At 61.7% G+C, this 10061-nt stretch carries 15 protein-coding genes; 9 read left to right on the forward strand and 6 right to left on the reverse strand.

Annotated features, from left to right (window positions below; genetic code table 11):
• Positions 1-36: 36 nt before the first annotated feature.
• From ACFPFG_RS27460 to ACFPFG_RS27475, 4 genes are all read left to right on the forward strand, one after another.
• Positions 37-513: a hypothetical protein gene (locus ACFPFG_RS27460; RefSeq protein WP_380109088.1), complete on the forward strand. Its 477-nt coding sequence runs from the start codon at positions 37-39 to the stop codon at positions 511-513.
• Between the two features lie 76 nt (positions 514-589).
• On the forward strand, positions 590-1048 hold the full coding sequence (locus ACFPFG_RS27465; RefSeq protein ID WP_380109090.1) for a hypothetical protein: 459 nt from the start codon (positions 590-592) through the stop codon (positions 1046-1048).
• A gap of 1 nt (position 1049) precedes the next feature.
• Entirely contained in the window at positions 1050-1721 is a 672-nt protein-coding gene (locus tag ACFPFG_RS27470) for a phage adaptor protein (RefSeq protein ID WP_380109092.1), read from the forward strand.
• A 10-nt stretch (positions 1722-1731) separates the two neighbouring features.
• On the forward strand, positions 1732-3234 hold the full coding sequence (locus ACFPFG_RS27475) for a hypothetical protein (protein WP_380109094.1): 1503 nt from the start codon (positions 1732-1734) through the stop codon (positions 3232-3234).
• On the opposite strand, the gene ACFPFG_RS27480 is transcribed toward ACFPFG_RS27475, so the two are convergent.
• On the reverse strand, positions 3231-3824 hold the full coding sequence (locus tag ACFPFG_RS27480) for a hypothetical protein (RefSeq protein WP_380109096.1): 594 nt from the start codon (positions 3822-3824) through the stop codon (positions 3231-3233). The genes ACFPFG_RS27475 and ACFPFG_RS27480 overlap by 4 nt on opposite strands.
• Positions 3825-3954: 130 nt before the next feature.
• Here ACFPFG_RS27480 and ACFPFG_RS27485 point away from each other — a divergent pair, with 130 nt between their 5' ends.
• Both ACFPFG_RS27485 and ACFPFG_RS27490 read left to right on the forward strand, forming a co-directional pair.
• Positions 3955-4164, forward strand: coding sequence for a DNA-binding protein (locus ACFPFG_RS27485; RefSeq protein WP_310637540.1), 210 nt, complete (start codon positions 3955-3957; stop codon positions 4162-4164).
• An 18-nt stretch (positions 4165-4182) separates the two neighbouring features.
• Entirely contained in the window at positions 4183-4692 is a 510-nt protein-coding gene (locus ACFPFG_RS27490; RefSeq protein WP_380109098.1) for a Rha family transcriptional regulator, read from the forward strand.
• Between the two features lie 200 nt (positions 4693-4892).
• On the opposite strand, the gene ACFPFG_RS27495 is transcribed toward ACFPFG_RS27490, so the two are convergent.
• Positions 4893-5075, reverse strand: coding sequence for a hypothetical protein (locus ACFPFG_RS27495; RefSeq protein WP_047218050.1), 183 nt, complete (start codon positions 5073-5075; stop codon positions 4893-4895).
• 367 nt (positions 5076-5442) lie between these two features.
• Between ACFPFG_RS27495 and ACFPFG_RS27500 the strand changes: the two genes are divergently transcribed.
• Together ACFPFG_RS27500 and ACFPFG_RS27505 are read left to right on the forward strand one after the other, a co-directional pair.
• Positions 5443-6585 carry a chymotrypsin family serine protease gene (locus ACFPFG_RS27500; protein WP_380109101.1) on the forward strand — a complete coding sequence of 381 codons (1143 nt, stop codon included), beginning with the start codon at positions 5443-5445 and terminating at the stop codon, positions 6583-6585.
• A gap of 311 nt (positions 6586-6896) precedes the next feature.
• Positions 6897-7313, forward strand: coding sequence for a hypothetical protein (locus tag ACFPFG_RS27505; RefSeq protein ID WP_380109103.1), 417 nt, complete (start codon positions 6897-6899; stop codon positions 7311-7313).
• 260 nt (positions 7314-7573) lie between these two features.
• Here ACFPFG_RS27505 and ACFPFG_RS27510 read toward each other — a convergent pair whose 3' ends face one another.
• The 4 genes from ACFPFG_RS27510 to ACFPFG_RS27525 form a co-directional block, all read right to left on the reverse strand.
• Positions 7574-7957 carry a hypothetical protein gene (locus ACFPFG_RS27510; protein WP_380109105.1) on the reverse strand — a complete coding sequence of 128 codons (384 nt, stop codon included), beginning with the start codon at positions 7955-7957 and terminating at the stop codon, positions 7574-7576.
• A 95-nt stretch (positions 7958-8052) separates the two neighbouring features.
• Positions 8053-8943 (reverse strand): antA/AntB antirepressor family protein, encoded by an 891-nt coding sequence (locus ACFPFG_RS27515; protein WP_380109107.1) that lies wholly within the window; start codon positions 8941-8943, stop codon positions 8053-8055.
• Between the two features lie 13 nt (positions 8944-8956).
• Positions 8957-9229, reverse strand: a complete 273-nt coding sequence (locus ACFPFG_RS27520) for a hypothetical protein (RefSeq protein ID WP_380109109.1) — start codon at positions 9227-9229, stop codon at positions 8957-8959.
• Positions 9226-9417, reverse strand: coding sequence for a hypothetical protein (locus ACFPFG_RS27525; protein WP_380109111.1), 192 nt, complete (start codon positions 9415-9417; stop codon positions 9226-9228). The genes ACFPFG_RS27520 and ACFPFG_RS27525 overlap by 4 nt, the downstream gene beginning before the upstream one ends.
• Positions 9418-9544: 127 nt before the next feature.
• On the opposite strand from ACFPFG_RS27525, the gene ACFPFG_RS27530 reads away from it, so the two are divergent.
• Positions 9545-10060, forward strand: coding sequence for an Arc family DNA-binding protein (locus ACFPFG_RS27530; protein ID WP_380109113.1), 516 nt, complete (start codon positions 9545-9547; stop codon positions 10058-10060).
• The last annotated feature ends 1 nt before the right edge of the window (position 10061 follow it).

Below are 10061 nucleotides of genomic sequence, written 5' to 3' on the forward strand. Positions count from 1 at the left end.
TCCGCTGAGTTCTTCACCATTTCACCGGAGGCCAACATGGCAACCATCACCAAAGTGCAGTCCGCCAGCAATCGCCTGGGCGCGACGCCGTGGGGCAACCTGAGCGCCCTGCATTACACCCTGGCCACCAATGCGGCCGGCGCGGCCCTGGGCGGGGACATCCTGACGCCCGCCATCCAGGGCACAAAGATCCGCCTGGGCCTGCTGCCCGCTGGCTTCAAGCTGATCGACAGCCTGGTCGTCGTTTCCGTAGGCATGACGGCATCCGTCACCGCCAAGATCGGCTTCGAGTATGCCGACGGCGTGGATGTGCCGGCCGTGCCCCAGGACGACGACTACTTCGGCGCAGCCGTGAACCTGGCCGCCACGGCGCGCCTGCGCAATGCCACTGCCAACCCGGTCATCACGCTGACCAAGGATGCCTACCTGATCCTGACCGTGGGCGGCGCGGACAACGCCAAGGCCAGCGCGCTGGACGTGGTGGTCCTGGGCGTCCCCGAAGGCGTGGCCTGATCGAAGCCGCGCTCGCGGCGATGAACCATGCAGCAAGCCGGCCTGTCCGGCTTGTTTCACATGAACGGAGCGAATCATGAAGTTCGACAAGCTGGAATACACGGGCAAGAAGCCCTATCACGACCGTCACGCTGCTACCCACTGGCAGCCTGGCGATACCAAGCTGGTGCCCGAGGCCGTCGCACGTAAGCTGCTGCGCTTCGTGGAGTTCCGCCGCGCGCCCGTCGATCAGCAGCAGGCAGAGCAGCTGCAGCCTGCCGACCAGCAGGGCGAGCAGGCGCAACAGCCTGACACCACGCAGGCGCAGGATGACGCAGCGCTCCAGCAGGCGCAGGCCGCCCAGCAGCAGGCAGAGCAGCTGCAGCAGCAAGAGCGCGCGGCCACCGAGGCCATGCTGCTGACCATCGAGGGCATGGACAAGGGCGCCCTGGTCGAGTACGCGGCGAAGTACGAGGTCAAGCTGGACGCGCGCAAGGGCGAGGCCAAGATGCGTGCTGAGGTGGCCACCTTGATCGAGCAGTTCGGGGCGCGCTGACATGAACCTCAAAGACCTGATCGCGCGGTTTCGGGTCGCGGCCGATGATGAGGTCGAGACCTATCGGTGGACTGACGAGAAGATCACCATGTGGCTGAACGATGCGGTGGCCGAGGCCGCGGTGCGCGGGCGGCTCCTGTTGGAATCCAGTCTGCCAAGCATTTGCCGCATTGCCGCGATGGAAGGGCAGAGCACATACCAGTTGCATCCGGCGCTGTACGAGATCACGCACCTGTCCTATTCATGCGACGGCGCGAGCGAGCCGCAGCAGCTGGACCTGGTCTCCACGGAATGGCTGGACCGCAACCAACCGGGGTGGCGCCACAAGCGCCTGGACCGTGTCCGCTGGGCCGTGCAGACCGAAGGCTCAATCCGTCTGGTGCCGGCCCCGCCGCGCGACGGCCAGATCATGCTGGAAGGCTACCGGCTGCCATTGACCGAGATGCGCTCTGGGGCCGACGTGCCCGAGATCCACGCCTTCAGCCACGACAAGCTGGTGCTCTGGGCGCTGCATCGCGGCTATTCCCAGCCAGACTCCGAGGCCTTCGACCCGACCCGTGCCGAGCTGTCCGAGCGGGAGTTCACCAAGTATTTCGGCCGGCGCCCCGATTCCGACATGCGCCGGGAGACGCGCGAAGACGTGCCGCACGTCACCGAATCCATCATTCTCTGAAAGGTCCGCCATGTTCGGCTTTCATCCCGACAAGAAGGCGCCGCCGGCACCGCAGCCCAAGCTGGGCTTCCGTCCGCGCGGTCAGCAGCAAAGCGCGGCGCTGGCACAGGCCCAGAACCAAGCGCCCGACTCCATCCCCGCCATGGTGAAGCCCGGCGAGTTTGTCCTGCCACCCGATACCGTGCACGCCATGGGCGGCGCAGGCGCGCTGCAGGCGGCCGTCGATGCCACCCACACACCTGCTGCAGAAGAAGCATGGGTGCCGCGCGGCTTCAAGCCCAAGGTGTTCTTTGCCAACGGCGGCCGGCCTGAAGACCAAATTCCCACGGATGGCTACCCTAAGGCACCGTTGCCTGACGGCTCCCAGGACAGCGTCATGAATACCGACGTTGGGCGCAATGTGTCGAACTTGGCCAACGCCATGCCTGGCGCCCTGGGTGGTTCTCTGTCGGTTGTGGGGCGCACAGGCGGGGCGATCAGTGGCGCCATCAACTCCGGCTCAAATGCTGCGCGTGGATGGGCATCCGGCGCTGGCCTGGCAGGCGGCGCGGCAGCCCTATCGACCCCGGTTTCGGCATCTCCCGTGACCCCGTCCGCACAGGCCGCTCCGGCGCCCACTCAGGCAAGCGCTGTCTCCAACAGCACGAGTGAGACTGGTTCAACCATGGGCCCGCCGGATGCGGCCGCACCGTCCGAGGTGATGCCGGGCGTATACCGCCGCGGGAACAGCTACGCCGACAGCGCACAGGCCGCGGCCCTGGGCGACCAGCCGCGCGGCCTTCCGTCCTGGCAGAACCAGAACGCGGCCAACAACCTGGCAGGCCAGCAGCAGACCGAATCCATGCAGCGTGTGCAGGCCGCCATGGCGCCGCCACCCACATCGCCCATCCAGCGCGTGGCCATCATGGGCTCCGGGGACGCGCGCGGCTTCCGCCGTGCAAGCCACCTGCGCGCAGCAGATCGCGGCGACCTGGCCCGCCTGCAGGAAGCCCAGCGCTACGACACCCGCCTGGGCTTCGCCGCCGGCCAGCAGCAGCTGGAGCGCGACCGCATCGCGGCCGACACCTTCCGCACAGCACGCGGCTTCAATGTGGATCAGCAGCGCCTGGACACCGAGCGCCGCCTGGCCGATTCGGAAATCACGGCGCGCGGCCTCAAGACGCGGGCCCAGCGCCAGGAAGAACAGCTGCGCAACACCTTCCTCGATCCGAACGCCACTCCCCAGCAGCGTCAGCAGGCCCAGCAGTCCCTGCGTGCGATCAACGGTGAGACAGAGCAATCGCCCTGGAAGGTCACGGTCACGCCCGCGATCAAGAATGCTGATGGGTCAACAACCCAGGGCAGCATCATCCGGCACAACGGAGTTACGGGCGAGGTGCAGCAGGTGGATGGCGGCATGGCGGCCGGGCCGAAGACCATCACGAACGATGACGCGGGTCGCCGTGCCCTCGCGGCGCTCCCCTCAGGGTCGGTATATGTCGGCCCCGATGGCAAGCAGTATCGGAAGGCTTAATTCAAAGGGACGGCGTCGCGCTTCCACCAGTCGAGCTGTCCCTTGAATTCCTCCAGCACCCTGACCACATCGGCGGTGGAGCCTTTGGTCAGGGTCTGCTCCCGGCCCTTGTCTTGCGTCACCCAGGCCCAGAAGTCCTTGCGCGCGAACAGCGCATCGGCATCTGGGTGCGCGGCGTAGATCTTCCGGTAGTGCGTCTCCAGGCGCAGCAGGTCCGCATCGGTCTTGACGGCCGGGTGCTGCGCGCGAATCTCCGCAGACAGCGGATACCGCTCGCACATGTCCGTCGGGCCAGCGCTCGGCGTGTACAGGCAGCCGCACGCCCGCATGATCATCCCCGCCGCCGGCTGCCAGGACGTGTCGCGCGCCTTGTCCAGCGTGCATTGTTCTGGAGACTTCGGCCCCAGCAGCCCACGGCCCGAGCCGCGGCGGACCTCGAAGAAGCGATCAGGGTATTTAGAGCCGCAAAGGTTTAGCGCCGCAGCGTGTGCAGGACCGTTCTTCACCCCGGGCAGGTTGTCCAGCAAGCATGTGGCGTAGTCCGCCGCCAGGGCAGGCGTCCCGAGCGCGGCCAGCGCGGCGGCAACCATCAACCTCTTCACTGCTCCCATAGCTCCTCCTGTTGGCGGGACTTTAGCAGGCGTCCCCCGTCTAGGGTTTGGCAAAGCGCGGCGTATGCAAAGAATGCCTTGTCATGTTCAACGAACCTGCGAGGTCAACATGACCGCCAAGATTTCCCTAACCCCGCTGGATCAGGAGATGCGCAGTGCACTCCCAACAGCCGAGGCCGCGCGCCACCTGAACCGCAGCCCAGGAACCCTGAACTGGTGGTCCTGCACGGGCAAGGGCCCCATCAAGCCCCTGCGCGTGAATGGCCGGCTGGCCTGGCCTGTGCCCGAGATCAAGCGCCTCATGGGCGTGGAGGGCTGAGCGATGAACTCGAAAGCAATGCCCACCCCCATCGTTGCCCTGCTCGACAAGGAGCCGCTCGCGGCCTCCGACGCACTGGCGGCAGGTGTCGTTCTTCCGCATGCCAGCGTCATCAAGCTCGTGCGCAAGCACAGGGCCAGCCTGGAGATCTTCGGCCCACTCAGATTTGAAATCCGAAAGGGTGTCGCACTCCCTCAGGGCGGCTTCGCCAAGGCCACCGAGATCGCGCTGCTGAACGAACAGCAGGCGACCCTCCTCATCTCCATGCTGCGCAACAGCCCCATCGTGATCGAGTGCAAGGTTCGGCTGGTCGAGGAGTTCTACCGCATGCGTGCGGCCTTGAGCCAGCAGGCCAAGGGCCTGTGGCAGCAGATGCAGGTCCTCATCGCACAGGAGGTGGAGTCCAAGGTCCGCGCATCCTTCGGTTCCCGGCTCATGCTCGACCGCAAGCGCGACATCCCGCACTTCGAGTCGGAGCACCAGCGCCTGGAGGCTGAGATCCAGCCTTCGCTTCCGTTATTCCACTGAGCGAAGGATGCCAGAAATTTATCCGACACCCCAAGTGATACCCAGAACTTGGGGATCACCCCGTCGCCACGTCTCAACTACCCAAAATCTGGGTGGCCGGGGCCATGGCCAGGGCGGGCAACAGAAGAGGAGGGCGGGGAGAAAGAGGGTGTGGCGCAGGGGGCGGAATGTAGCAGGCCCCGCGTCAGGGCCTGCAGTGCTCACTCACGAGCTTCCCGCAGCATCTCCTTGAGCACATCGATGCGGCCTTCGATACGGCGCAAGTCCCATTCGAGTTCAGGGTCCTCGGCTTCGGATGCCTGCAGTTGAGCCTCTGCAAAGGCCTTCTTCGCTCGAAGGTGGTCCAGCATGTCTTCCATCGCTCTGATGTCTGGGGCGCTCATAGGTAGAACCTCCTGCTGGCAATGTACCAGTAGGCTACCTGTATGAGGGGTGACGTGCACCGCCGTGCTGGGTTACTCAGGAGGTAGGGGCGGAGCTGGCGCGGAGGCTGACGTCAGGGTGCTTGTCCTTGAGGCATGTCGCGTAGTCAGCGGCCAGTGCGGCAGAGTGGACGGAACTAGGAATGCGCCTTGCCCCATCCCTTTGGCTGCGCCAATTCGATCTCCTAATAGGGACCAACTCTAGCAGGGATGTGCCTTGTGGAGAGGCAAGGCAGTCAATGGTACTTGCGAGCATCACCTTTCATGCAATAGGCGGGGTGTCAAAGATCATGTAGGATGGAAGTCGTAACCAATTACTACTTTTGCCGTGAACACTGTAAATCTATCAGCGCCACCGCTGCCAACAATTACCGATGATATTCGCACCACTGCTTTGCAGATATTGGCTTGGGCAAGAGACAACGGATTGCTTGCTGATGATGCATTTCAGCCGAAGAATGTTACTCAACACCCATTGTTTGAGCCGATGATTCTGGATTCTGGTGTTGTGAGCGTGTTTCGTAATAGGCAAATAAGATTTGTTGCGGTAAACGATCTGGCTGATAAGATTTCTATTTTCTTCAGAAAGGCCGCGCCGACAATGAGGGAATTAAAGATTTTGCCGAAGAGTTGCAACGGATACGATATTGAGTATCATCAGGGTAATTCGGAATTGGTGGCCCCTGCAAACTTGGCGGCGAGCACTAATAGCTGTGCTGTTCATGTGCATGGAGGCCTTGACTTTTATACTTGTGGCAGCTCTATATCGGTGGGGAATAACAGGGAGGCGGGCACCATTGGAGCCTTGGTTAAGGATGCTGCTGGGCAGATTTTCGGGCTATCGAACAATCATGTCTCTGGAGCATGTAGCTATGCACCAATAGGTCTACCGGTTGTGGCGCCAGGGATCATGGATGTAAGCCCGTGGAATCCGGCACCCTTTACGGTTGGATATCACACTCATCACCTGCCTATGAACTTTGGAGATCCTAGCAGCGTTGATCACAGTTTGAACTCTGATGCGGCATTGTTTAGAATCGCGGCCCCAGGTTCAATTTCTTCAATGCAAAGAAATTTGTATGACACGCCTGCATCGGTGGTTGACATACAGCCTGGGATGCAAGTTGAAAAATTGGGAAGAACGACTGGGCATACGATTGGTTATGTAACAGCAGAACTTATTGGACCATCTCCCGTTTACTATCAGGCCGCACAGTACGGCTTTAATGGAAATGCCTTTTTTGAAAACTTATTTATTGTTCATGGGGTTGGGGATGTTTTCTCGGAAGGCGGTGACTCAGGTAGCTTGGTAACACATTTGGACGCTAATGGACAGAGGCACGCCATAGGGATTGTGGTAGCTGGATGCACAGACAGTAGTGCGCCAGGCGGGAAGAGGAGCCTAGTATTGCCCTTGCGCCCCATCTTGGATAGGTTTAATGTGACACTTGTGTCCCAACACAATTGTTAGCCAGTCATGACGCCTTCGGACATTGCCAGAAACCTCCTTGCGCGCATCAACGCGCCGAGGGGAGCTGTGTCCGTCTTCGCGGAGGCGAATGGCGGTGCGGGGCTGGTGCTTCGTGTCTGGGTGAACTGGAACGGCTTCGTTCCTGAAGTCCCTGCCGAGTTCTTGGGTATACCTGTCATAGTCGAGGCTGCTCCGAGGGTCGTTGCCTATTGCTGAGCTTTGTAGCCTGCCCTTGATCAGTCTACGCGCGCTTTCAGCGGCGGGCTCTTGCAGGGTTCGCGCGGCGAGCTACGCCGCAGAACACTCGGGCGATGGCATATCTCCCTATCCTCATCCTCTCTGGTGCGCTGGTCCTGGCGCTTGTCTTGGCCTGCGTAGCCCTGGGCGCGGCGCATCGTGCGAGGGCTGAGGCGCGGCGGGCTGAATCGGGCGCGCGGCCTTCCGACACCGACCTGGCCTATGTGCGCGACGTGCTGCTGCTCGCGCGCCGCGAGTTCGACTTCCACGGCGGATGCGTGGCCACCGACCGGCCGGACTTGCCCCTGTCGCCAGACACCAGCTGGACCGTCGATTTCTCCAGGGCGCGGGCAGCTATCGACGTCGCCATGGATTTGTTGGAGCGCGCGGCACCACCATCAGGGCCAGAAGATGTGGGTGGCTGTATCACTGGCTTGCTGAGCGGGCCGCTGTCGGAGCGGTCCAAATTCGACCCGGCGTCCACTGCCTGATCTGCTCTCGCCCCCGGCTAGGGTTCGACCGCCCCCGCACCTCTCCTTGAGAGTGGGGGGGGGGAGTGCCTCAGGCGTTGCGAGGCGCTGGGAGGTTCCCGGCCATGTGGCTGAGCCGGTTTGCACAGGTCGCGGCGAGGCGGGTGCTCGTCAAATGCGGAAATTTACGCATTTGACGCGCTCGGTATGCCGGCAACGCCGGGCGGGATTTTTAAATCTGCGAATTCGCAGATTTGGGCCGCGTCGAGGCGGGGGCGTGCTCAGCCGGAGAACTCGACCAGCTCGGCAACCTGGGCAAACATGTGCACCGTGCCGCGAAGGAACCGGCTGTAGGCGCAGTCCGTGCGGCTGAAGGCCTTCGCTGCCAGGTTGATGGCCGCGCCAGCATGGCCCCAGGTGAGGCAGAACTCGGCGGCATCTCCGAAGTGGCGGGCCTTCATGCTGCGGATGTGCCCAAGAGCCAGTTCAACTGCGTAGTCAACGTCTGAATCGACATCCTTCCAGTACTCGTCGGCGCAGCGCGTGCGGACGAGGCGACCCAGGTCGTCTTCCGCCTTGGCCAGGGCCAGCGCCATCATCTGCTCGAAGGTTGGCCGCGCGGCTGCAGGAGCTTTGCGCGCGCGGGTCTTTGCTGTAGCATTCATGCCTGAATCCTTTGATCGCTCGATTGATTCGCCTTGAAGGCCCTGCCGGCTCCACCCGGCGGGGCTTTCGTCTTTGGGGTCATTTTCCCCGGGGCTCACAGCAGGGCTGCCTGCGGTTCATCGGGGGCTTGCCTCGGTTTCAGCGGGATCACACTGCTCTCCCTGCCGCGCTTGCCATCCGCCGTAGGCATGTTCTCGCGCACCACATCAACGACAGATTCCCACCAATCGATCTGATTTCCGTGGTGCGCGTTCTTGGCCTTGAAGGGCAGCACCTCGCCGTACTTGGTTCCGGCTTCAGTCAGCACGTAGCCGTCCTCGACCTTGCGTTGAAGGCCAAGCTGCAGAAGCACCTTGTTGACGAGCTGGCTGCTGACTTTGGCGCGGCCTGTCTGCTCCGCGATGCGAGCGCCGATTTGCGTGGGGTTGAGATGGACCATGCGCTCCAGTGTCACGGGCGGCAGAGCGCGGCGGAACTCGCTGAAGTCGATGCCGGTGTGCTGCTCGAAGGCCTGGAGCTTGGCGGCTGCAACCACATCGAGGCGGATGCCGGGGACGTCCTTCAATGCGTCACCGACGAAGTTGATGACCTTCACCTGATCCAGGGGAGTGCGGCCACGGACACGGGCTGGTTTTGTCTCAACTGGCGCTGGCAGCGCTTCCCCCTCGCCGGCCAGCACGCGGCGCTCGCACTCGATGAAATACTGCCGGGCCCCCTTGCCCTGGGGCGTGCGCTCGACCATCGCCAGCTCTTTGGCCATGTCGATGCTGACGATGTATTCCTTCGGAGGGCGGCCGCCGGTACTTTCGCCCAAAAATGAGCAAAAGTCCTTGCCCTCCTCAAAGTCGTAATCCTCGATGCGGCGAGGCATCCAATCTTTGAACTCCGTGCCTGGATTCAGGTGCTTGTACAGGTCGCGAGCATCTACCGACAACACGGTGACGCCGCCGATCTGGCGCGGCGCTACGGGGATGAGTTCGTTCATGGTGCTGATCCTTTCAGGGGCGGCTCGGGGTAATGGGCTCATCAACTTCATGTTCCACGGGAACCGTGTACTGGGAAGCGGCACTGACGGCCTTCTGCAGAGACTCCAGGCGCTCGTTGGCTTCACAGTCCTCCGCGACGTATGCCTCCTCGTCAGCGGCCCAGGCGACAGCAATTGCCGCGTGGAAAACCTGCTCCAACACGTCGCGCGGCACAAGATCGAACGCCACCCGGTGCGCCGTGATCGTGACGCGCTTGGTTGGGTGAAGCTGGGAGATGTTGCTCATGCTGCTGCTCCTTTGACTTTCTGAGAAATGGCTGTTTCGCCTGCTTCGATCAACAGGAGGAGGTAGTTGTTGAGGCTGCGCTTTTGCTGCTTGGCTTGGTCTTTGAGACGCTGGCGCTGGCCAGGCTTTTCAAAGCGGAGGACATACTGGTCAGCACGGGGCTGGACAGCGGGATCTTCAGAGGTCATGCTTGCCTTTCGTAGAATAGCGACTTGCTATGTGGCAAACTATATCGACTCGCTATCAGGCGGGCAAGCGATTGATAGCGAGTCGATATATTGAATTTTTATATCAATTATCTGAAGCAATAGCGTTATGTCTGAAGAAGAACCTGGCTACCCGTCCGACAAGGCTGACAAGGTTCTTGTCCGCATGCCCGACGGGATGCGCGATCGGATCAAAGTTGCGGCGAAAGCTTCCAACAGAACCATGAACGCAGAGATCGTTGCCAGGCTGGAGGAGTCTTTTGCCGTGCGTAACGAGGCCTTCATGCAAGAGATGGCCGCAGCGATGCGCAGAGAGTCCGAGGCTTCCACCAGCATCGCTAGGCAGGAGCTGATGATCCGAAGTTATGAAACTCAATTGAAAATGGTGCGGCACCGTCTAGACAAAGAAGCCCGCTTGGTTGAGCACCTTGAATTTCTTCTGGATGCGTCTCTACAACGCGGGGACGCCGATGACGCAGCTCGAATCGAGGCACAGATCAGCGAAGAGCGAAGGTGGATGGCTGCAACAGAAATGGAGCAAAAACATTTAGTTGCTTCGTTGCAAGAGGCGACAGAAACTCTGCAGTTTTTCTTGAAGGCACAAGCCGCAGGCGATCAAAATTAGC

Origin of the sequence: Delftia deserti, from assembly GCF_042653485.1 — a bacterium.
Lineage (GTDB): Bacteria > Pseudomonadota > Gammaproteobacteria > Burkholderiales > Burkholderiaceae_C > Comamonas > Comamonas acidovorans.

What these genes read in the sequence shown, in the direction of transcription:
- ACFPFG_RS27460 (WP_380109088.1), top strand. Translation starts at nt 37, where the DNA reads ATGGCAACCATCACCAAAGTGCAGTCCGCCAGCAATCGCCTGGGCGCG.
- ACFPFG_RS27465 (WP_380109090.1), top strand. Translation starts at nt 590, where the DNA reads ATGAAGTTCGACAAGCTGGAATACACGGGCAAGAAGCCCTATCACGAC.
- ACFPFG_RS27470 (WP_380109092.1), top strand. Translation starts at nt 1,050, where the DNA reads ATGAACCTCAAAGACCTGATCGCGCGGTTTCGGGTCGCGGCCGATGAT.
- ACFPFG_RS27475 (WP_380109094.1), top strand. Translation starts at nt 1,732, where the DNA reads ATGTTCGGCTTTCATCCCGACAAGAAGGCGCCGCCGGCACCGCAGCCC.
- ACFPFG_RS27480 (WP_380109096.1), bottom strand. Translation starts at nt 3,824, where the DNA reads ATGGTTGCCGCCGCGCTGGCCGCGCTCGGGACGCCTGCCCTGGCGGCG.
- ACFPFG_RS27485 (WP_310637540.1), top strand. Translation starts at nt 3,955, where the DNA reads ATGACCGCCAAGATTTCCCTAACCCCGCTGGATCAGGAGATGCGCAGT.
- ACFPFG_RS27490 (WP_380109098.1), top strand. Translation starts at nt 4,183, where the DNA reads ATGCCCACCCCCATCGTTGCCCTGCTCGACAAGGAGCCGCTCGCGGCC.
- ACFPFG_RS27495 (WP_047218050.1), bottom strand. Translation starts at nt 5,075, where the DNA reads ATGAGCGCCCCAGACATCAGAGCGATGGAAGACATGCTGGACCACCTT.
- ACFPFG_RS27505 (WP_380109103.1), top strand. Translation starts at nt 6,897, where the DNA reads ATGGCATATCTCCCTATCCTCATCCTCTCTGGTGCGCTGGTCCTGGCG.
- ACFPFG_RS27510 (WP_380109105.1), bottom strand. Translation starts at nt 7,957, where the DNA reads ATGAATGCTACAGCAAAGACCCGCGCGCGCAAAGCTCCTGCAGCCGCG.
- ACFPFG_RS27515 (WP_380109107.1), bottom strand. Translation starts at nt 8,943, where the DNA reads ATGAACGAACTCATCCCCGTAGCGCCGCGCCAGATCGGCGGCGTCACC.
- ACFPFG_RS27520 (WP_380109109.1), bottom strand. Translation starts at nt 9,229, where the DNA reads ATGAGCAACATCTCCCAGCTTCACCCAACCAAGCGCGTCACGATCACG.
- ACFPFG_RS27525 (WP_380109111.1), bottom strand. Translation starts at nt 9,417, where the DNA reads ATGACCTCTGAAGATCCCGCTGTCCAGCCCCGTGCTGACCAGTATGTC.
- ACFPFG_RS27530 (WP_380109113.1), top strand. Translation starts at nt 9,545, where the DNA reads ATGTCTGAAGAAGAACCTGGCTACCCGTCCGACAAGGCTGACAAGGTT.